Origin of the sequence: Paenibacillus durus ATCC 35681 (assembly GCF_000993825.1) — a bacterium.
GTDB classification, from domain to species: domain Bacteria; phylum Bacillota; class Bacilli; order Paenibacillales; family Paenibacillaceae; genus Paenibacillus_AQ; species Paenibacillus_AQ durus_B.
Genome location: NZ_CP011114.1, coordinates 921,764 through 942,091, shown reverse-complemented (window position 1 = coordinate 942,091; position 20,328 = coordinate 921,764). Strand labels below are relative to the sequence as shown.

At 49.0% G+C, this 20,328-nt stretch carries 16 protein-coding genes, 3 pseudogenes and 1 riboswitch; of the genes and pseudogenes, 3 read left to right on the top strand and 16 right to left on the bottom strand.

Translation table 11 applies throughout. The features are described from left to right. Window positions 1-19: 19 nt before the first annotated feature. The gene (locus VK70_RS04275) at window positions 20-1,486 is read right to left on the bottom strand and encodes a PTS mannitol transporter subunit IIBC (protein WP_025699451.1); all 1,467 of its coding nucleotides are present in this window, start codon (window positions 1,484-1,486) and stop codon (window positions 20-22) included. A 191-nt stretch (window positions 1,487-1,677) separates the two neighbouring features. Next, a riboswitch (purine riboswitch) is annotated at window positions 1,678-1,775 on the top strand. Window positions 1,776-1,829: 54 nt separating this feature from the next. Here VK70_RS04275 and VK70_RS04270 point away from each other — a divergent pair. After that, entirely contained in the window at window positions 1,830-3,242 is a 1,413-nt protein-coding gene (locus tag VK70_RS04270; protein WP_025699449.1) for an 8-oxoguanine deaminase, read from the top strand. Between the two features lie 97 nt (window positions 3,243-3,339). On the opposite strand, the gene VK70_RS04265 is transcribed toward VK70_RS04270, so the two are convergent. From VK70_RS04265 to VK70_RS04255, 3 genes are read right to left on the bottom strand one after another with little or no spacing between them, the layout of a single operon-like run. After that, window positions 3,340-4,302 carry a 2-hydroxyacid dehydrogenase gene (locus tag VK70_RS04265; protein ID WP_046722847.1) on the bottom strand — a complete coding sequence of 321 codons (963 nt, stop codon included), beginning with the start codon at window positions 4,300-4,302 and terminating at the stop codon, window positions 3,340-3,342. Between the two features lie 21 nt (window positions 4,303-4,323). Further along, window positions 4,324-5,226 carry an aldo/keto reductase gene (locus tag VK70_RS04260; RefSeq protein WP_082210202.1) on the bottom strand — a complete coding sequence of 301 codons (903 nt, stop codon included), beginning with the start codon at window positions 5,224-5,226 and terminating at the stop codon, window positions 4,324-4,326. A gap of 18 nt (window positions 5,227-5,244) precedes the next feature. Continuing rightward, window positions 5,245-5,778 carry a DinB family protein gene (locus tag VK70_RS04255; RefSeq protein ID WP_025700017.1) on the bottom strand — a complete coding sequence of 178 codons (534 nt, stop codon included), beginning with the start codon at window positions 5,776-5,778 and terminating at the stop codon, window positions 5,245-5,247. Between the two features lie 200 nt (window positions 5,779-5,978). On the opposite strand from VK70_RS04255, the gene VK70_RS28210 reads away from it, so the two are divergent. Beyond that, a complete protein-coding gene (locus tag VK70_RS28210) occupies window positions 5,979-6,389 on the top strand; it encodes a hypothetical protein (protein WP_025700016.1) in 411 nt (136 codons plus the stop codon). A gap of 129 nt (window positions 6,390-6,518) precedes the next feature. On the opposite strand, the pseudogene VK70_RS04245 reads toward VK70_RS28210, so the two are convergent. Next, window positions 6,519-6,906, bottom strand: a pseudogene (locus tag VK70_RS04245) (sigma-70 family RNA polymerase sigma factor); the annotation flags it as partial. A gap of 249 nt (window positions 6,907-7,155) precedes the next feature. On the opposite strand from VK70_RS04245, the gene VK70_RS04240 reads away from it, so the two are divergent. Then, the gene (locus VK70_RS04240; RefSeq protein ID WP_025700012.1) at window positions 7,156-8,838 is read left to right on the top strand and encodes an amidase family protein; all 1,683 of its coding nucleotides are present in this window, start codon (window positions 7,156-7,158) and stop codon (window positions 8,836-8,838) included. A 115-nt stretch (window positions 8,839-8,953) separates the two neighbouring features. On the opposite strand, the pseudogene sigK reads toward VK70_RS04240, so the two are convergent. From sigK to VK70_RS04185, 11 genes and pseudogenes are all read right to left on the bottom strand, one after another. Then, window positions 8,954-9,460, bottom strand: a pseudogene (sigK, locus tag VK70_RS04235) (RNA polymerase sporulation sigma factor SigK); the annotation flags it as partial. A 124-nt stretch (window positions 9,461-9,584) separates the two neighbouring features. Beyond that, window positions 9,585-10,502, bottom strand: a complete 918-nt coding sequence (locus tag VK70_RS04230) for a hypothetical protein (RefSeq protein WP_025700010.1) — start codon at window positions 10,500-10,502, stop codon at window positions 9,585-9,587. A 26-nt stretch (window positions 10,503-10,528) separates the two neighbouring features. Next, entirely contained in the window at window positions 10,529-11,518 is a 990-nt protein-coding gene (locus VK70_RS04225; RefSeq protein ID WP_025700008.1) for a hypothetical protein, read from the bottom strand. A 116-nt stretch (window positions 11,519-11,634) separates the two neighbouring features. Next, window positions 11,635-12,552: an NAD-dependent epimerase/dehydratase family protein gene (locus VK70_RS04220; protein ID WP_025700007.1), complete on the bottom strand. Its 918-nt coding sequence runs from the start codon at window positions 12,550-12,552 to the stop codon at window positions 11,635-11,637. 355 nt (window positions 12,553-12,907) lie between these two features. Then, complete coding sequence (locus VK70_RS04215; protein ID WP_025700005.1) at window positions 12,908-13,336, bottom strand: DMT family transporter; 429 nt, start codon at window positions 13,334-13,336, stop codon at window positions 12,908-12,910. A 6-nt stretch (window positions 13,337-13,342) separates the two neighbouring features. Further along, the gene (locus VK70_RS04210; RefSeq protein ID WP_025700004.1) at window positions 13,343-13,711 is read right to left on the bottom strand and encodes an EthD domain-containing protein; all 369 of its coding nucleotides are present in this window, start codon (window positions 13,709-13,711) and stop codon (window positions 13,343-13,345) included. A gap of 34 nt (window positions 13,712-13,745) precedes the next feature. Continuing rightward, complete coding sequence (locus VK70_RS04205) at window positions 13,746-14,654, bottom strand: arginase family protein (RefSeq protein ID WP_025700002.1); 909 nt, start codon at window positions 14,652-14,654, stop codon at window positions 13,746-13,748. A 65-nt stretch (window positions 14,655-14,719) separates the two neighbouring features. Continuing rightward, window positions 14,720-16,994: pseudogene (locus VK70_RS04200) on the bottom strand (beta-glucosidase family protein). A gap of 30 nt (window positions 16,995-17,024) precedes the next feature. Then, entirely contained in the window at window positions 17,025-17,918 is an 894-nt protein-coding gene (locus tag VK70_RS04195) for a carbohydrate ABC transporter permease (RefSeq protein WP_025700000.1), read from the bottom strand. Window positions 17,919-17,944: 26 nt separating this feature from the next. Next, window positions 17,945-18,781, bottom strand: coding sequence for a carbohydrate ABC transporter permease (locus VK70_RS04190; RefSeq protein WP_046724071.1), 837 nt, complete (start codon window positions 18,779-18,781; stop codon window positions 17,945-17,947). Between the two features lie 131 nt (window positions 18,782-18,912). Beyond that, window positions 18,913-20,265: an extracellular solute-binding protein gene (locus VK70_RS04185; protein WP_025699996.1), complete on the bottom strand. Its 1,353-nt coding sequence runs from the start codon at window positions 20,263-20,265 to the stop codon at window positions 18,913-18,915. Window positions 20,266-20,328 lie beyond the last annotated feature (63 nt).

The following is a 20,328-nucleotide window of genomic DNA, read 5'->3' as shown; positions in this document are numbered from 1 at the left end:
GAACCCTCCTGCATAGGCCTTAACTCAAGCGTTCAACCAGTTCGTCATATTTCGGACTCTTCAGGAAATTATCAATTGAAACATGCTCGGCCTTCGGATTATTCGCGATTGCCCGGTCTGTCAATGTCTTCTGCGTAACCACGATGTCGGCATCGGCCGGAATTTCACTGACCGGAGAATTGACGACCGTCACCTGAACACCGGCATTTTGCAATTTTTTTCTTAGAACGGAGGCGCCCATGGCGCTGGAACCCATGCCCGCGTCGCAAGCGAACACGATTTTTCGCACTTCACCTTTACTGCGGATGGCCCCGGATGTATTGGAAACGATTGCATTTTGAGCTGTAACGGATTGAGCGGTTGCGATTTGAGGCGCTGCGCCTGCCGTTTTCATTCCTTTTAATTTGGCCGATGCTTCTTCCAGATCCATTTCCTCTTTGCTCTCCTTAACGGTCTTCAGCAGCACCGAGGCAATAAAGAAGGAGACGGCCGTCGCTGCGATAACACCGGCAATCATCGGAAGATATCCACCTTTAGGCGTCATGGCGATATAGGCGAAAATACTGCCCGGGGAAGGGGAAGCAGACAAGCCTGCTCCAAGAAGCTGGAAGGTGAAGGTTCCTGTCACACCGCCGCCGATAACCGCCAGGATCAGACGCGGATTCATCAGAATGTACGGAAAATAAATTTCGTGAATACCGCCCAGAAAATGAATGATGATAGCGCCGGGAGCGGATGTCTTGGCCGAACCCTTGCCTGCGAGCCAGTAAGCCAGCAGAATGCCAAGACCGGGACCTGGATTCGACTCAAGCATGAACAGAATCGACTTGCCTGTGCTGGCCGCCTGCTGAACGGCGATCGGGCTTAAGATTCCGTGGTTGATCGCATTGTTCAGGAACAGCACCTTGGCCGGCTCAATGATAATGTTGACAAGCGGCAGCAGGTGATTGTTGACCAGAAATTCCACCCCGCTGGACAGGATATTCGTCAGTCCTTGAATAAAGGGCCCAACGCCTGTGTAAGCTCCCAGAGCCAAAGCCCCGCCGATGATACCGAGTGAGAAGTTGTTGACGAGCATTTCAAAGCCCGCTTTAATCTTGCCGTCCACCATACGGTCAAACCATTTCAGCACCCAGCCGGCCAAGGGGCCGACAAGCATCGCGCCAAGGAACATCGGGATATCCGAGCCGATGATTACGCCCATTGTGACCAAGGCGCCGATCACCCCGCCGCGCTTACCGTGAACCATCGTTCCGCCTGTGTAACCGATCAGCAGCGGCAGCAGATAAGTGATGATCGGCCCTACCAGTTTGGCCAATTGCTCGTTAGGCGCCCATCCTGTCGGAATGAATAGAGCGGTAATCAATCCCCAAGCGATAAATGCGCCGATATTCGGCATGACCATACCGCTTAACAGACGGCCGAGCTGCTGTACCTTTACCCGGGCACCGCCGGATGCAGATTGCTTCGTTGCCAGTGTAGCCATGTATTTTTCCTCCCTAAATCAATAGAATGTAAAGCCTTTCAATAGGCTTGAAGGAAAGTTATTTCCTATGAACACATCATAAATCGAAGCGCTTTCTTTGTCACCAAATTGTAAACACGGTTTCGTCATGAATGTTGTTGACAAGATTTAAGAGCAGTGATTGACATCTCTTTGAGGTTCTACTTATACTTATAGCAACTTCATAGATTGTTCGTATAACCCCGATAATCGGTTCGGGGGCTCTACTGGGGTCCGTAAAATCCTAACTACGAACGCAATATGTAACTATATTGCGCTCGCGGTTGGGATTTTTTGCATTTCATATCAACAAGGGAGGTACATCATGAGCACAATGCTGATCAAGAATGCCCGCAATATTATCACCATGGACGCGGAGCGCCGCTGTTACCCGGGAGGAAGCCTGTTCATCGAAGATCAGGAAATTAAAGCTATTGGGACGGACATCCCCTATGAAGAAGCTGACACCGTCATAGATGCGGCTGGAAAGATCGTCTATCCCGGGCTGATCAATACTCACCATCATTTATATCAGACCTTCACCCGGAACATCCCTTGGGCTCAGGACTGCGAGCTGTTCGACTGGCTGCTGACGCTGTACGAGATTTGGCGCCATATGCGGCCGGAGGATGTATACTTAAGCGCTATGGTAGGACTCAGCGAACTGCTCAAGACCGGCTGCACGACCGCTTCCGATCACTTTTACTGTTTTCCGGAAGGTGTCAGCGGCGAGCTGATCGATGAAGAAATCCGCGCGGCCGGAGAGCTCGGCATCCGATTTTACCCGACGCGTGGCTCCATGAATCTCGGCAGGTCGCAAGGAGGGCTTCCGCCGGATGAGGTAACGCAGTCGGCCGAGGTCATTCTGAGGGACACCCGCCGGGTTATAGAAACCTATCATGACGCCTCGAAGTTTGCCATGGTTCGCGTCGGCGTCGCGCCTTGCTCGCCTTTTTCGGTGTCCGAGGATCTTCTGCGGGAATCCGCCCGCCTGGCGCGCAGCTACGGCGTTCGGATGCATACCCACTTGGCCGAGACGAAGGATGAGGAAGACTTCTGTCTGGCGAAGCTCGGGCTGCGTCCGCTCGAATACATGGAAAAGACGGGGTGGGTCGGACGCGATGTATGGTATGCGCACGGCATCCATTTCAGCGGCGATGAAATTCACAGAATGGGCGCCTGCGGCTGCGGGGTTGCCCACTGTCCGAGCAGCAACATGAAGCTGTCGTCAGGGGTATTCCCCGTGCGGAGCATGCTGCAGGCGGGCGTTCACGTCGGACTTGGCGTAGACGGTTCGGCGTCCAACGACGCGTCCAATCTGCTTGGAGAAGCGCGTCAAGCCTACCTGCTGCATAAGCTGACCGCCGGAAGTGCAGGCCCTACGGCTGAAGAAAGCTTATGGCTCGGTTCGGTCGGATCGTCGAGAGTACTCGGCTGGGAGGATGCGATCGGTTCTCTAGAGGTCGGCAAAGCGGGCGACCTGTTCATGATCGACTCTCGCAGGCTGGAGTATGCCGGTGCTTTGTTTAACGACACGGCCCTGCCGGTCGTGACCGGAATTAGCCAGAACGTGGATATGACGGTCGTCGGCGGACGGATTGTCGTAAAGGACGGACGGCTCGCTAATATCGAGGAAGAACGGATTGCCGAGGCCGCAGGGGTTGCGGCTCTCCGGATGGTTCAGGCGGCATCGAGACGAACCGGCGTCAATTATCTTAAGCATCGCGGGCGCGTGTAAGATGCGCCAATGAACAAAAACGCCCCGAAAGCCATCGTCGAATGGCTTTTGGGGCATTTTTCGCGTCTGCTTCGTTATTACGTCTGCTTCGTACTTGCTATGCCTGAATCAGATTCGGAGGCGTCTTGCCTTCAAGCCCGGCTACCAGATTTCTCGCCGCCATCCAGGCCATCTTCAGCCTAGTCTCCCGTGTAGCCGAACCGATGTGCGGCAGCAGAACGGCATTATCCAGCGAAAGAAGCGGATGATTATCCGGAAGAGGCTCCTGCACATACACATCGAGGCCAGCCGCCCAGATGGTTCCGCTGCGCAGCGCTTCGATCAACGCTTCTTCATCGACTGTGGCTCCTCTTGATCCGTTTATAAAAATAGCGCTCTTCTTCATCAGCTTAAACTCACGTTCACCGATCATCCCCCGGGTCGCCGGCGTCAGCGGCGTCATGAGGCACACAAAATCCGCCTCCGCCAGCAGCTCGTCGAGTGTGCGGTAGACCGCACCGTATTGTTCCTCCAGCTTCGGATTACGCGAACGATTGTGATAAATAATATCCATATCGAAGCCGAACCGGGCGCGCTGAACGATCTTCTCTCCGATACCGCCAAGTCCGATAATGCCGAGCGTCTTATGATGCACATCAAGGCCAAACTGGACATCATCTCTTGAATCCTTCCACTGTCCATTTCGGACATACCGGTCCAGCTTCGGCATCCGGCGCGCCGTTGCCACCAGCAGGCCGAAGATGGTATCGGCTACCGTATCGTTTAGTACTCCCGGTGTGTTGGTCGCCATTATGCCGCGTCGGCTGATTTCAGGAATATTCAAATTATCGTAACCGACGGAAATATTGCTCACTACTTTCAACCGAGGGGCGCGGTCCAACAATGCCGCATCCACCTTAAGTCCGGATCCAAGCAGCCCCTCCGCTTCTTTAAGCGCCTCCGCGAATGGAGAGCCGGGAGAGTTGTCAGGAGCATCGAAATATGACACGTCACAGTGCTCCTTAACGTATTCCAATACTTCTTCGGGCAGTTTGCTGTATATAATCGCTGTAGGTTTCATCGATCCATTCCTCCATGGAGTTTAAATGATGTCGAGCGGCATTTTCCGGGCCGGTTCGGGGAACGCCTCATCGAGCAGCCGCAACTCCTTCCCGCTCAGAGTGATTAATCCCGCAGCTGCATTCTGCAGCACATGTTCCCGGGATGAAGCTTTGGGAATCGCAATGGCATCCCCTGCCCGTATGCACCAGGCAAGGAGAATCTGCAGAGGAGTGGCGCCGTGTGCAGCAGCAATTTCCTTTACTGCTTCATTCTGAATAAGACCCTTCCGCAGCGCCCCTGCCTGGGCAAGCGGCGAATACGCCATAATCGGCATTTGCCGCTTACGCTGCCAGGGGAGCAGATCGAACTCAATCCCGCGCGATCCCAAATGATACAGGATCTGGTTCGTTGCACAATGTGTTCCCCGGGCAAGCCGGAACAGCTCTTCCATATCGTCCGTATCGAAATTGGATACGCCCCATCTTGCAATTTTCCCCTGCTGCACCAGCCGCTCCATGCCCTCCACCGTTTCTTCCAGCGGAACGCGGCCTCTCCAGTGCAGCAGGTACAAGTCCAGGCGGTCGGTCCGCAGTCGCTTTAGGCTATCCTCGCAGCTTTTGGCGATCCGCTTTAGGCCAGCGTTATGCGGGTATACCTTGGATACAAGAAAAACCTTGTCCCGGATGCCTTGCACCGCTTCTCCCACCACCGTCTCGGAGCGTCCTTCCCCATACATCTCAGCGGTGTCGATCAGAGTCATCCCGAGCTCGATACCCAGCCTGAGCGCCTCCACCTCTTCTTTCCGGCGGGAAGCATTGTCCCCGATATTCCAGGTTCCCTGACCGATTCGGGGTACAGTGGCTCCATCCGGTAGCGATATCCGGCTGCGGGAATTGGCCTCTTCGATTTCGGCTCTGCCCGCATCATTAACGGAGTTGTTCACCGGTATGCGCCTCTTTTCTTAATGATACTTTCCCGATATATGCTTCTCCGTCCGGGACAAAATTTTGGCCAACAGAACGATCTGTCCGGTATGATAGCCGTAATGCGCCGATATCCTCAATAAAAGAGTACGAATGATGTTGACGTCCTTGGCGTCTCCTTCGGAAGCCTGACCGCCCTTCATCCGGTTCCAGTCCCCAAGATCATAAGGAACGGTAACCTCACGGTTCAAATCCTGCTCCGTTAAGGTAGAGAGAACCGCTTCCGATTGACTTCTCACTTCTTTAAGCTTGGCTATGAGCTCGTCCCCGGATAAGCCGCCCTCTGTGGTAAATTCCTTGGAGCGCTCCCGAATAAGCGGCCTGCCGCCAACAGCCGTTACGAAATACTGATATTCGTTGCCCGCAAGGTGCAGGCAGTAATTACCGATGCTGCTCATGCCAGGATTTATTTTTGTCCAAACTTGCTCATCCGACACAAGCAGCAGGCTTGTTTCGATGCTATTTAGCTGACTGTTCATGTAATCCAGTGCGTCTTTGGCCAGTTCAATCATTATCATCCCTCCAGATTCGTATGGACTACGGCAAGCATACCATATTTTCCCGAAGAACCGCCAAACCGCCGCACCGGATTAGAGTCATTGCCTTCAGTAATTCTTATCAGCGCTTTAAGCTGTGCTTCATTCAGGCTTCCTATCTTCCTTCACTGCTGGTATAATTTAGATATTTCAATCGTAAGGAGAGAATGCCTTTTATGAGCATTGGCCTTATATTTATTGTTGTATTAGCTTTTATTCTTGTCGGCAATATATTCCGTAAAGAAAAACACAGAAATCCCCCCGGCAGAAGCGACGGCTACGACCCCTCCCTGTTTGCGCTATCCAACCCGGATCTGATCAACAATTCGCAGGACGAAAACCGGCATTCTTCCCCTAGCGACTCCCATGGGCGGAATCATCAGCATCATCATGGAGGCTCTAATTTCGACGATGGCCGTAATCATAACGGATTTCACAATCATGGACATGGCGGCAGCGGGCATAGCGGGGGAACGCATCATTCCGGCGGATTCGGCGACGTTGGAGGCCATTCCCACGGCGGCGGAGACAGCTTCGGCGGCGATGCCGGAGGCGGCGGTGATTGCGGCGGAGGCGGCGGAGACTGAATAGACGAGCGCCCGGACGAGTAAAAAGCGAGCGGCTGTTTCCCTTCAAGAGGGAATACAGCCGCTTGCGCATTGAGGCGGGTTTATCATATATCCATTAATATCTGGTCATATTTCCTCTCTTCAATTTCACCGCTTCGCCTTATAAAACTCATGATACAGCTTCATGAGCACCCGCTTCTCGATCCGCGACACGTAGCTGCGCGAGATGCCCAGCTCTTTAGCGATCTCTCGCTGCGTTCGCTCCTCCCCGCCGTGTCAATGCCGAAGCGGCCGACGACGACTTCCTTTTCCCGGTCATCCAGGATATCGAGATTGCGGTAGATCTTGCTCTTCTAATTTTCAGATCGACTTCCTTGATCACATCGTCCGTTTCGGAGCCGAGGATATCAATTAAGGTAATCTCATTGCCCTCCTTGTCCGTCCCAATCGAATCGTGCAGTGAGACGTCCTTTTTGGTTTTCTTAAGTGAGCGAAGATGCATGAGAATCTCGTTCTCGATACAGCGTGCCGCAAAGTAACACATGTTTGCCGTCATCAATAATGAATTCTTGACCGGTTATAGGCGCATTTGAGCATGTCATATTTCATATCATAATACATAGTATAAAATCACATTGATGCATAAAAGAGTATGATTATAGATCTTATCTTCAGGCTAAATCCCATTATCCTGATATATAAATTTTTAACATTGATTATTTTGAGTGATTGATTTAATCTATGATAGATATTATGACATTAACATCATCAAGGAGGTCTTAGCATGAGGAAAACATGGACAAGGCTAGTACTATCGATCTCAATAATGGTAGGTTCGATGATCGTGGTCAGCTTAAGTGCAACCGATTCCGCTCTTGCGGAAACAGCGACACCAGTTGCGCAAGAGACGGAGGTACATACGTTCGACCCGTTTGAGAAAAGTATTGAGGAAATTCAGGATGCACTGAATAGTGGTCAAACCACATCCGAACAATTAGTTCAATATTATCTGAATCGAATTGAAGCTTATGACAAAGCGGGGCCAAAAATAAATGCGGTCATTACAATAAACGCTAAAGCCATTGAATTGGCCAAGGAGCTGGATGAGGAACGGAAGTTGAAAGGCCCCAGAAGCGAGCTTCACGGAATCCCAATCGTCGTTAAGGATAATTATGATGTGGTGGGCATGCCGACTACGGCCGGCTCTGTTGCTCTGAAAAACGCATATCCTTCTAAAAATTCTTTTGTGGTCCAGAAATTGATTGATGCCGGAGCTATCGTGATTGCCAAGACGAATATGTCCGAATTTGCTGCTTCCTACGGCAGACTTGGCTATAGTTCCCTCGGGGGGCTGACGTTGAACCCGTACAATCTTAATCGCGACGCATCGGGCTCCAGCAGCGGTTCCGCCGCCGCTGTCGCTTCCAACTTTGCTGTTTTCGGGCTCGGCACGGATACTTCAGGTTCAGTTCGCGGACCGGCGAACGTCACCGGCCTCGTCGGAATTCGACCTACGCTTGGTCTAACCAGCCGCAGCGGCGTCATCCCTTCTTCTCTGGCGTTTGACACAACCGGACCAATGGCACGGAGTGTCAAGGATGCAGCTATCGCGCTCAGCTATATGGCCGGTACGGACAAGAATGATTATTCAACAAGAATGTCGGATAAACTCGCTGTGCCGGATTATAGTAAAGCACTCAGTACCGATGCACTTAAAACCGCTCGTATCGGTATTGCGGGTGACTTCTTTGGCGACAACCGTGAGGTTGACGCGATAACCAAACGGGCTATAGCTGCTATGAAAAAACAAGGTGCTCAATTCGTATCGGTATCGTTCACTGACAAGACGCAGTATTTGTGGACGCCAATTCTTGGACCAATCGGCGATGCTGACTTCAAGGTTCAGTTAGAGAAATATCTCTCCCTCCTCCCAAAAGATCAACCAAAAACTTTAGAGGAGATTATTCAGATCAGTGAATCACCGGAGGTCCTGGGCTCGGCTACACCTGTCAATCCTGCGCGCCTTGAAGGAATGAAAGACGCAATCAAGGCGGCAAGCCAGAAAGGATCGGCAAGCTATAAATCGATCATAAGCAAAGATATTCCGGCTGCAAGAGCAGAGGTACAAAAGCTGATGAAGGTTAACAATCTGGATGCGATTGTATTTCCTACGATGTCCTGCCCTGCCTCTCCTCGTTTCGATATCCAGGATCCGACCTACGCATGCGACGCATCTGATACTTACGCCGCAGGGTATGTTGCTTCTGCGACAGGCTATCCTGAGATTACGGTTCCAGCTGGCGTAACGAAGGCTAAGGTGCCTGTAGGCATTTCCTTCTTGGGAACGGCTTACAGCGAACAGTCTTTAATAAATCTTGCCTATTCCTTTGAGCAAGCGACTAAGGCAAGAACCATACCTGATAACACACCTCGTCTCACCACTTCATTTTTAGAGACAACGCCATAATCTTATTAACTGCTCTTAATGCTCAAGAACAAGCGGACCCTGCTTGGTTATCTATTTTGTCTTCGCTTTATCGTTCAAATAAAGACCTGCCGGAAGGCAGGTCTTTTTCATCTCTTCACTTCTTCTGCTTATAAAACTCATGATACAGCTTCACCAGCTCCCGCTTCTCGATCCGTGACACGTAGCTGCGCGAGATGCCCAGCTCTTTCGCGATCTCTCGCTGCGTCCACTCCTCACCGCCCGTGTCAAGGCCGAAGCGGCCAACGACAACTTCTTTTTCCCGGTCATCCAAAATATCCAGGTTGCGGTAGATCTTGCTCTTCTCAATCTTGAGATCCACCTCTTTAAGGAAATCGTCTGTCTCGGAGCCAAGGATATCTATCAACGTGATCTCATTTCCTTCTTTATCCGTTCCGATCGGGTCGTGTAGCGACACGTCCTTACGCGTTTTTTCGAGTAAGCGCAGGTGCATCAGAATCTCGTTCTCGATTCAGCGGGCTGCAAACGTAGCCAATTGGGTTCCTTAATTGGGGCGGTAGCTTTCAATGGCCTTGATGAGCCCGATTGTCCCGATGGAGATTAAATCCTCCATGTCTTCCCCGGTATTGTCGAATTTTTTGAGGTTCATAACCGAACGCAGTCAACTAGAACTCCCAGCCCAGTCCGGCTAGGATGGTCCAGCCGAGCTATTGCCAAAGAGCTGAGGCGGCATCCTCCACAATAGTCGCACTTAGCTTGACAATCCGTCAGCAGCGATAGCTATTTCTCTCTTCCGCTGTGATAGGAGTGCCATCTAGGTGATAGTCATAGCTCCAGGGGATCTGGGAAAACTCCTCTTTTCCCATAACCTCCAGTTCTTCCTGAAAGAGCCCGATCAGCTCATACAGCGGATTCGTATGATCGGGAATGCATATCCCCAAATGGTACTGCAGAGCCCTGTTTAATCCGGAATAGTGAAAGCAGACGAATGGAAGGCCGCCTTCAAGCCAATACCGCCCTTCCCCGGCCGAAATGATCTTCCGGCTAGACTCGTGCAGATTCCAGTAGGCGACATTGTATCCCGGGTGATCCCATACTGTAACGTTAAAGTAAGCTGGCGCGAGATCGATCCATTTCTGATCACAATAATAGGGTGCTTGGTAATACCCGTAGCTGTACAGCCGCTCTTTCCACCATTCCAGAAAACGCATAGTTTCCTCCGACCGCCGAAGCGCCACGAAGCCGGTGTTAAAGGCGCCCACCCATAAATAACTCCACGGATCTTCGCACGGCTCCAGCAGGTGAGGCAACAACAGGATGTTATGATATTCCAGGGCAAACAGCAGATCGTCGAATGGAGCGTAAGGGATGACGTCCGTATCCATGAATACGATGTTGAGCTCATCCGGATACCGGTCAAACAGAAAATGGAGAAAAGCCGGCTTAATGGAGGTTACCGCCTCATAAAGTCGGTATTTTAGAAGATTGGTTTCAAATTCGGGGATTCCCAAATCCTTGGCCAAAATAACTTCGTCAAACCACGGAACGTTAAGCGCTGCCGGATGCATCGACCTCTCCAATAGACATATGACAACCCGGGCATATGGCATTTGAACTTTTGCCCTTCTGGCCATCACTTTAGCCTCATGCAGATTGTCTGCACAGGTCACCGAGCAGATGATCATGGCGGGTCCTCCTCTTCATTCGGTAATCAGAATTTACTTTCATTAGAAAGTGTGAAGGGATTAATTTCTATTGAACGGTATATTTTGGCCTCTCGGTAGCGTAATCGGGTCTCATCCGATATTTTCTCTCCGCTGTAGAAGAAGTCATAACTCCAGGAGGAAGGTGAATGCCAGGGAAGCAATGGTTCCAGTTCCTGCTTGTAGTTCTGCCACATTTGTGCATATACCCAGTTGTCCGGAATGAAGGCGTTCATGCAGCTGTCTAGCAGCCCGGCCGTATTGTTGAAGTTCACGCAGCGAAGCGGAGTCCAGTCGGTCAAAACATACTGATCTTCTACCCAGTAGAGTTCTCTGCAGCGTTCATGCAGGTTCCAGAATGCCAGGTTGTAGCCGGGATGACGAAGAATGCCTGTGTGATAAAAAGTGGGAACGAAGTTCAGATAAGGCTGTTCGCTATACAGTCCTTTCGGCTGTCCGTAAAAATCACCTGAAGTCATCTTCACCCACCAGTCCGCAAAATGACGTCCCCCGTCGCTGTTTCTAACGCCTACCAGTGCGCTGTTATAGGTCCCGTCCTGCAGCGTCCCGATTTCGCGGAAACAATCCCAGGGGGGCGAGGGCTCAAGATGGTGGGGAGTCAGCACCACATCATAATAGGTAAGCATTCCCCATATTTCATCGAACGGCCTCATTACGTACATCTCCGGATCGAGATAAACAATCTGCTCCTCCTCCGGGAAGGCTTTGAGCAGGTAAGCGGTCAGCTGAGCCTTCATCGCCGTGGCGCATTGGAGGGAGCCAAACTTGAATATATAACCGTCAAAATCGTGGAATCCTATATAAGCCGAGATATCTCTGGCCGTAAAAATCCAGTCGATATCCGGCTGCGGTTCTATCGGAAATTGCTCCACCAGGCAGACGACCACCGTTGTTAGAGGCATTACCCGCTTGACCGAAGCCGCCATCAGCCTGGCTTGTGGCAATCCCGAAGCGCCCACTGCTGTTCCGATAATCATATTAGACGAGCCTCCTTGTTCTGGAATACTCCTTCATTGTGAGATACTGTATTCTATGAACAAGTGAGCCAATGGCTTGTGCAGATGAACAAATTCATCCGCTGATATTTATATACCTAGATGCCCGTTGATTTGATCCATTCAGCAGTTAATTTTATACCTTCTTCAAAAGAGTATTCATGTTTAAAACCCAAATGTTTTATAGTTTCATCCATTGTAAACCACTCTTTCTTGTACACAATTCCATCTTCATTTCTTAGTCCTAACCCTAATTGTGAGTCAGGAGAAACTACATTTTTAGCTGCTTCAATAAATTTATACAAAGGTTGCGGAGAAGGGCCTCCAACAAAATAGTATTTTTTTAAATCATTTTTTAATCCAATTTCATACAAACACTTGATACAGTCATCAATATAAATGAAATCAAATAATTGCTCCGCTTTAGTATATTCGGGCAATTCTTTAAGTAATAATTTCTTGATTGTATAATTAATAATATTTGAGGTTCGATCCCCAATCCCATATACACCAGGGAAAGTGCACCACGTGTAGGGAATGTTATGGTTATAGCAATATATGTCTAACAAGGAGTGATAAAAGCTCTTACTAATAGCATAGGTGAAATGCTCTGAAATTATATTATTTTTTAGTGCCAACTCTGCCATGAACTCTCCAATAGTACCTATTGCAATGAATCTCTTACATCCCATAAGCTTTGATTGCTTAGCACACTCCATGGAGTTGGATACATTATCCACTTGAACCTTATAGTTTGCCCTTTCCGGTCCAGACGCACCCGTCCAAGCAAGATGATAAAACACATCAATATCTCTATCTTCTATTAAATACTGTAACTGCTCCGCATGATTAAGATCGCAGTAGATGATATTAATGTTTTCATGTTTCAGTATTGGTTCAACATTAGAGAATTTGTTTTTGACTACAGCAAATATGGTTACTCCTTTTTTCGCAAGAAAATTCGTTAATGAACTACCAATAAATCCATTTGCTCCGGTGATTATTACTTTATGCATTTCATTCACCCCCTTACATGTACCAATAAATTTGTCACTCCATTAACGCATCCATATTGTCACCACTATTTAGACTAGGCACATTCGAAGCATAATCCAGAAGCTCTGCCATTAGTCTTTCGCTCCTTCATTGTCAGATACTATATTTTATGAACAAGTGAGCTAATAGCTTGTGCAAATGGACAGCTTCATCCGCTGATATAGTTATATGAATATATGTCAATGACTCTAAAGGAATATCGAATGAAGAAGCTGGGGTTTCGTTTAGCAACATCCTTATAAAAAAGAGACCTGCCGCCTGACAGGTCCCCTTCTCGCTTCCCTAACGATATTTTGCAACACTCGAGTAACTCATTTACTTCCACTGGTAAACCAGGACACCTGCGATCAGGATTCCGACTCCGGCCAGCTTGCTCCAGGAGATGGGCGTAGGCTCGACGCCGAACCAGCCGAAGCTGTTGATCAGAAATGCGACAAAAAGCTGGGCGGCAAGTAAAAGTGTAATCGAATAAGCTGGGCCGAGCGCACCAACGCCTTTAGTGACAGAATACACGATCAGCACTCCAAGCGTCCCGCTTAACCAGTACAGCCTGTTTACTTCGAGCAACTTACCTGCGTGACCTTCGCGAATCCAGCAGAGTAAAATCAAGGATACGAGGAAACCGGAGCCATTCATGAGAGCGCTCGTCAGCCACAGCCCCGCCTTTTCACTTACTCTCGCGTTGAACACGATCTGGATGGCGAGGATAGCGCCGGCCAGCAACGAGTATAGAATGCCTGTCATATGAATTCAAACAACTTGACGAGGAATAACAGGTAGAATAATTTGGGTATCGGTATCAATAAATTTCACTGTATCCTCATCCAGTAACAGACCTTCCGGCGAGAGCCATGCCGCTTCTGCTGCAGCAGCACTTTCAAAAATGTATATAGAAACAGCATCATATAGCAATTCGTCAGGCATATATTGTCCATCGCCTTGTCCTGGTTTTCGGGTAGGATGCTGACGATAAGAAAGGAGACCTGGTAATTGGGCAGATAGAGGAGCGTGGATATTCTTATAATGATAGTGAAACTCTTCAAGCGTCATCCCTGGTTTTCTACGAATGACAGCCACGATGCTATGTCCATTTTCCGGATATACATTAACACCTTTCATACATTTAACCACCTTTACGTAAAGTTATTTGGTTTCAAAGCGCGATAAAAGAAGGTCTTTGTTCATTGTTGATATCGCCAAGAAGAGGCAGGCGAGACAACATATTTTGCAGGAAATAGGAGTCCCAAGGGAAGTGTTCGGTAATCCCCAAACCCACTACATCATAAGATTTAGCTACATCTTGTAAAACCCGGATAATCGTTTCCATGCTTACACCTCGCGGAAATTTATCCTTGTATTCCTCATATGTTTTATAATAGGAAACTAAGAGCGAACGGAACTCCGTCATATCCAGTACATCCAGATCAAAATGAACGATGACCTTTGAAGGTTTTCGTTCACTCAACCATTGAAGTACCTTCGAGCTATCTTGTTTAATATCGTCAGGCCCCAGGCTATCCAGTTTCATGTTTCGCATTGGTTCAGAATTAAGGGAGTCCAGCAGATCATTTAATCCCACATATAACACTTGTTCAGGGTTAAAAATACGAGGGACCTCAGCTACAAATTCCTTATCCCCTACTCCAAGTAAATTCGCAAGGACCATAGCGTGATGGTTGGGGAAATCTTCAGGAATGTATACATCCGGGTGAGCATCAACCCATAATATGGATGTATCTCCATTATATTTCTCGTTTAAATATGCGAAAGGAGCAAGTTCTACGCTGCAATCTCCCCCCAAGACGACAATTCGCTCAGGATTGTGCTTATGAATGAGTTCCTTGGCAGCTCGAGCTTGCTTCAGCACGGTGCTCTTGGCGACTATTCCATCCACTTTTTCCATGTCAAGAGTTAAATCTACAGGTACTTCTTCAAAGGGACCGTCTGACTTGGGAGCAAGCCAGTTTAATAAGTGAGCTCCCAGTATATAGGGAGGGTTGTTTCCTCCTCCTTGCCATTGTGGAAACAATAACCGAAGGGTTTTTTCATTCTTTGCTGACATGTACTATCTCTCCTAACTGAAATGATATATTATACAGCACCGCAATCGAGCATTGAGCCTTTGTATCAGACTGCCTCTGTCTCCAATGCGTTCAGCTTCGCCAAATCCTCAGCCAGCATCTCCTCCGTATAGTCTCCCTGCCCAAAAGCAATTAACTGTCGCAGCGGTGTATACTTCATACTAATGATAAGCAACTCCGGGTAATCACCGAGTAGATCAGCCAAACCGTATTTCCCTATAAAATAGTTAGCCATTTCGGTCGTCTGCGGGTTATCCAATAAGTCACCGATCAGCGTATTACGATGATATCTGATCGGTTGAGCCGTGATACTTTCGACTTCGACCGTTGTTTGCAGCAAAATCTGACTCGATGAAGCGCCGATCAAAATTTCAAAGGTGCCGCTTTCCACGTGCCAATCGCCAAGCTCGATATTGTAGTAGGCGAACGCTCTGCGATCCAGCACGAAATCTACGGTCTTTTTCTCCCCTGGCTGCAGCTCTACTTTATGGAAGCCTTTCAGCTCCTTCCGGGGTCGAATGACGGTGCTTGCGACGTCACGCACGTAGAGCTGTACGATTTCCTTACCGGTAAACTTGCCGGTGTTGGTTATTGTAACCTGAACGGTTAACGTCTCCGTGTCTTTCATGGAAGTCCGGTTCACTTTAAGATCACTGTATGAAAACTGCGTGTAACTAAGTCCGAAGCCGAACGGAAAGAGCGGCTCTATCTCTTTGGCATCATAATAGCGGTAGCCAACGAACAGGCCTTCACGGTACTCGACTTTATCGCCCTCCCCCGGGAAGTTCAGGAAGGACGGATTATCACTGAGCTTGACCGGAAACGTCTCCGCGAGCTTACCGCTCGGACTTGTGTGGGCGAACAGCAAATCCGCCACTGCACCTCCGAATGCTTGACCGCCCAGATAGCCTTCCAGCACGGCTTTCGTCTTGCTGATCCAAGGCATCTCGACCGGCGCGCCATTGCAAAGCACGATAACAAGATTACTCTGCACTTCCGCTACGGCGTCTATCAGAGAACTGTGGTTTGCGGGAATCGCGAGATCCGTGCGATCGTAGCCCTCAAATTCGTATCGCTCCGGCAAGCCGATGAACAACACCGCAACATCCGCCTGGGCCGCCGCATTCTTTGCCTCTTGCTCAAGCAGGGTGTCGGACTCGTCGCTGTCCAGGTTATAACCCTGAGCGTATACAATTCGGGCTTCCTCCCCTGCAACGGTTATCATCTCTTCAAGCGCATCGTCGAGTTTCGTTGGATTAACATGGGAACTGCCACCGCCTTGATAACGCGGCTTTTTGGCAAATTCTCCGATAACGGCGATTGTCCCCGCCTTTTGAAGCGGCAGGATTCCATCCTCATTTTTCAACAGGACCATACTTTCCTGTGCGGCTTCCCGTGCCAAACGATGATGTGCATCAGTGTCACATGTCGCGTCAGACCGCCGATTTTCAGCCGCCTTGAAGATAAAATTCAGCAACCGCTGGGCCGCCTGGTTTAACGTCTGCTCGGACAACTGTCCGCTGCGCACAGCTTCGATAATCTTGGAAGTGCCAATTGCCTGCGTTGCTCGGCATCTCCAGTTCCAGGCCTGCCTGAAGCCCTTTAACCCGCTCATTTACGGCCCCCCAATCGGACACGACGAAGCCCTCATATCCCCATTCTTCGCGCAACACTTTCGTTAGCAGCCATTCATTCTCCGCTGCGTATTCCCCGTTCACCTTGTTATAAGAGCACATCACACTCCAAGGCTGTGCCTGCTTAACGGCGCCCTCGAAGCTCGCCAAGTAGATCTCCCGCAGCGTCCTTTCATCGATAACAGCATCAACTGACATGCGGCGGTGCTCCTGATTGTTCGCGGCGAAATGCTTCAAAGACGTACCTACACCCTGGCTTTGCACACCCTTGATGTGACTTGCGGCCATTTCTGAAGATAAATAAGGATCCTCCGAGAAATATTCGAAATTCCTCCCGCAAAGCGGGGATCGCTTGATATTTGTTCCCGGCCCGAGCAGCACCGCGACGTTTTCCGCCTGGCACTCTTTGCCGAGTGCTTCACCAATCCGGCCCATCAGCTCGCGGTTCCATGAAGCGGCCATACCGGCCGCCGATGGAAAGCACGTAGCCGGAACACTGTGGTTAAACCCCAAGTGATCAGGACCATCCATCTGTTTCCTTAACCCGTGCGGACCGTCCGTCAACATCAGCGAAGGGATGCCCAGCCGCTCGATTCCTTTCGTATGCCAGAAATCAAGCCCGGAGCAAAGGCTGGCCTTCTCTTCCAGCGTCATCTGAGTAATCAGTTCTTGGATATCTGGTTTCATATTCTTTCATCCTCTCATTCTGCAAATTGCTTAACCTTTAACGGCGCCTGCGACCATCCCTTTCGTAATCTTCTGCGACATGAAGAAATATAAGATAACAACCGGCAAGGCGCTAAGAACGAGAAACGCTCCTACGGCACCATAATTTGTCGAATACTGGCTGAAGAAACTGTACACGCCGAAGGGCAATGTTTTGAGAATGTCCGATGAAATAAAAGTGGCCGCCATAATATACTCGTTCCAAATCGAAATGAAGGTCAGGATGATGACCGTCATCATCGGCGGAGTAATGATCGGCAGAATAATCTGCATGAATATCCGATATACCGACGCCCCGTCGACAAATGCCGATTCCTCAATGTCGTATGGAATACTCTTCATAAATCCGCAAAAGATGAAGACTGCGACCGGCAACGAGTAAGCGATGTAAGGCAGAATCAAAGAGACATGCGTATCCAGGATGCCCAGCTTTTTGAACATGACCATAAGCGGGAGCATCGTTGACTGGTATGGAATCATAATGCCGAGAAGAAAGATAAGTAGCAGTGCATTTCCGTAGCGGAAACGAAAACGGGTTATCGCATAGGAGACCATGCCGCTTAGCACCACCGTCGCTACCAACGTCATCGCTGTCACGATAACGCTGTTCAACAAATACGTAAAGAAATTCCCGGACGAAAACGCATCTTTATAGTTCACCCATTGCAAAACTTGCGGAAGATCAAAGAATGTCCCTCCCAATATTTCGTCGGTCGTTTTGAACGAATAAATCACCAGCCAAATCAGCGGGTAAATTTGTGTGACGAAGAGGATGCCGAACAACAGCCATACCGACGTTCTCCCGAGCCGTTTTGACCATCTGTTCAAAGATGGTTGTGAGCTTTGGGAGGAATTGGATAACGGCTTGGTTAATATTTTCTCCATTGAAAGTCAACTCCTTGATTGGTGCATCAGGATAACGCTTTTTCGGAACGTCTGAACGAGAGGTTAACGAGAAACGTAAGAGCAAAACACAATATAATCAGAATGGTCGAGATCGCGCTGCCGTAGCCGGATCGGAATGTCTGGAACGAAACGTTGTAGAAATGGGAGGAGAGCACTTCGGTCAAATTGGCCGGTCCCCCGCCAGTCATCGCCATGACAAGTTCAAAGGACTTAAGCGAACCGATCGTCGCGAGCACAACGGAGATCTTGATCACCGGCATCATGAGCGGAAGCGTAATGTTCCGAACCGTCTGAAATCCACTGGCGCCGTCGATCTTGGCCGCTTCATACAAATCCTCCGGAACATTTTGCAAGCCCGTGAACTGAATCAACAAATGATAACCGAAATATTGCCAAACTAACACAAAAGCAAGTGCATACGTAGCCGTTGCCGAATCCGCGAGCCAATCTTTAACCCAGCTATCCAACCCCATACTTAACAAAAGGCTGCTCAGCATGCCTCCGGATGAAGCAGGGTTATAGATTGATTTCCACAGCTGGCCGATAACCACGACCGACAAGATAACCGGCATGAAATAACTGGATACAAGGAAATTCGATCTTTTCACAAACAAGCTCATCAAAATCGCAATAAACAATGCGAATGCCACTTGCCCCATGGCTGTAACCACGTAGATGAGCGTGTTTTTGAGCGAATTCCAAAAAATCGGATCATTCATAAGTGCCTCTTGATAATTCTTCAAACCGATAAATTCGCCTGTACCGATCCCGTTCCAGTCGAGCAAGGAATACCACAAAGACATTGCGATTGGATAAAGAACCAATCCTGCATAAAAGAGCATACAAGGGACAATAAATACAACAAGCGTCGTTCTTGATACTTTAAGCACACCGTTCACTTAAGGTTCACTCCGTTTCGCTAAATAATCGAAGGGGGAGAAGCCCCCTTCATACATAGCTTTAATAGCTGGCTTTACTTTTTTCTGGACAAAAACCGTTCCCAAGCTACCTGATGCTGTTTTGCGATCTCTTCAGAATCAATTGGTTTCACGAATAAGGACTGCAGGCTGTTCAAATGAACCTGTGTGGTCGTCGGTTCAATCGTAGTGTCGAAAGCTCCAAATCCTTTTTTCAATCCGTTCCGAATTTTCATTAGCTCAATAATGAAGTCGGAATATCCGGCCGCCTTGAGCTCGTCTTCCGTTTTATCGATGATTTGTGCGCTGTTGCCCGCATTATTCATTTCGAAATCAACTTCCGGCAAATGCATAAAGTAATAATGAAGAAAATCTTTGGCCACATCTTTGTGTTTTCCGTTTTTAGCTACTGCAAATCCGTTACTGGCACCGCTCAAAGTTTCATTAGGATCACCTTGTCCGCCCACAGTCGGGAATTTGAATGCGGAAATGTTCCCTTTCATATCGGTGTCATATTGGCTGGAGAAAAATGTGAGATCATAAATCATGGCCGCTTTGCCCGTTTTGAACATCGTGTTTGATGTAGGGTAATCCGTCGAGGTTACACCGCTTTGGAAAGCCCCGGCCTGAATCAATTGTTGTAAGGCATCAACAGCCTTGACAAAACCCGGATCCGTGAAGGACTTTTTGCCTTCCTTTAGATCCTGTAAAAAGTTCGTCCCGCCGCTTGTTCTTGCCAATATCTGCATGAATAACAAGGAGCCTGTCCATGGTTCTTTTTCACCGATCACCATAGGCGTAATATTCTTTTCTTTCAGTTTGCCGATCACATCCAGCAGCTCTTCGAATGTTGCAGGGGGCTGCACTCCCGCTTGTTCAAACAATTTTTTGTTGTAAAAGACAGTTGTGAATACGGAGCTAACCGGAAGTTCGTACACTTTTCCATCGAAGGTGGAGGCCTCCAACATGCCGTGGATAAATCGGGTTCTCAGTCCATCTTTGTCCAAAATGTCATCCAGCGGCTCCAGCAAGCCGGCGTCCACATACGGCTTCACTTGCTCTCCGGGAAATACGGTCGTAATATCCGGCAATTGATTAGCCGCCGCCTGTGTCTTCAGCTTCAATTTTTGTTGATCCGTATTCAAGGTATCTAACTCAATGGTAACATTCGGATTCTCTTTCATATAATCGCCGACGAGCTTGTCGATAATTTGGCGGTTTACATCGGACTTGTCGGGTTTATCGATTTGCACGACAAGCTTTACCTTTTCTTGACCGTTTTGATTAGTTCCACCCCGACCGGCCCCCGCAGCGCTTTCCGTTTTGTTCCCGCCGCCCCCACAAGCGGATAGTACCGCTGTAAGCAGAATCAGGACCAAAAACAACTGAATGCTTTTCATTTTAACCATTGTAACCCCCCTGAAAGTGAATGTTAGCTTGTGTTACATCGTTAATTATAAGTTGATTTCTTC

Coding starts and splice junctions, on each gene's coding strand:
- VK70_RS04275 (WP_025699451.1), bottom strand. CDS start 1,486: ATGGCTACACTGGCAACGAAGCAATCTGCATCCGGCGGTGCCCGGGTA.
- VK70_RS04270 (WP_025699449.1), top strand. CDS start 1,830: ATGAGCACAATGCTGATCAAGAATGCCCGCAATATTATCACCATGGAC.
- VK70_RS04265 (WP_046722847.1), bottom strand. CDS start 4,302: ATGAAACCTACAGCGATTATATACAGCAAACTGCCCGAAGAAGTATTG.
- VK70_RS04255 (WP_025700017.1), bottom strand. CDS start 5,778: ATGATTGAACTGGCCAAAGACGCACTGGATTACATGAACAGTCAGCTA.
- VK70_RS28210 (WP_025700016.1), top strand. CDS start 5,979: ATGAGCATTGGCCTTATATTTATTGTTGTATTAGCTTTTATTCTTGTC.
- VK70_RS04240 (WP_025700012.1), top strand. CDS start 7,156: ATGAGGAAAACATGGACAAGGCTAGTACTATCGATCTCAATAATGGTA.
- VK70_RS04230 (WP_025700010.1), bottom strand. CDS start 10,502: ATGATCATCTGCTCGGTGACCTGTGCAGACAATCTGCATGAGGCTAAA.
- VK70_RS04225 (WP_025700008.1), bottom strand. CDS start 11,518: ATGATTATCGGAACAGCAGTGGGCGCTTCGGGATTGCCACAAGCCAGG.
- VK70_RS04220 (WP_025700007.1), bottom strand. CDS start 12,552: ATGCATAAAGTAATAATCACCGGAGCAAATGGATTTATTGGTAGTTCA.
- VK70_RS04215 (WP_025700005.1), bottom strand. CDS start 13,336: ATGACAGGCATTCTATACTCGTTGCTGGCCGGCGCTATCCTCGCCATC.
- VK70_RS04210 (WP_025700004.1), bottom strand. CDS start 13,711: ATGAAAGGTGTTAATGTATATCCGGAAAATGGACATAGCATCGTGGCT.
- VK70_RS04205 (WP_025700002.1), bottom strand. CDS start 14,654: ATGTCAGCAAAGAATGAAAAAACCCTTCGGTTATTGTTTCCACAATGG.
- VK70_RS04195 (WP_025700000.1), bottom strand. CDS start 17,918: ATGGAGAAAATATTAACCAAGCCGTTATCCAATTCCTCCCAAAGCTCA.
- VK70_RS04190 (WP_046724071.1), bottom strand. CDS start 18,781: ATGCTCTTTTATGCAGGATTGGTTCTTTATCCAATCGCAATGTCTTTG.
- VK70_RS04185 (WP_025699996.1), bottom strand. CDS start 20,265: ATGGTTAAAATGAAAAGCATTCAGTTGTTTTTGGTCCTGATTCTGCTT.